The sequence below is a fragment of the Burkholderia sp. SIMBA_051 genome (assembly GCF_046534915.1).
Taxonomy (GTDB): Bacteria; Pseudomonadota; Gammaproteobacteria; order Burkholderiales; family Burkholderiaceae; genus Burkholderia; species Burkholderia ambifaria.
On sequence record NZ_JAWRXS010000466.1, the window covers coordinates 1 to 260 of the forward strand.

General features: G+C 56.5%; 1 pseudogene. It reads left to right on the forward strand.

The annotated features are described in order from the left end of the window. Window positions 1-260: pseudogene (locus SB771_RS35310) on the forward strand (FAD-dependent oxidoreductase); the annotation flags it as partial.

Sequence of the window (260 nt, forward strand, 5' to 3'; positions counted from 1 at the left end):
CTTTGCGCTCTGCGCATCTTGCTGTTGGGACGCTTGAGCGTCAGTTTGCTGGTGAGAGTGTTGACTGGCTGTCTGCTTATGATGTGCCGCTGCGGAAGGGGATCGATACGTTTCGTGCTTTCGTCGAGCGCTGGTATACCGGTGAGTTGCAGGACATCATCTTTTATCCCGAGCAGACGCCGGGGATTCGGCGCATGATCAGCGCCGTGCTGGCCGGTTATGCGTGGGATGAGACGAATCCTTTTGTTGCGGATCCTGTG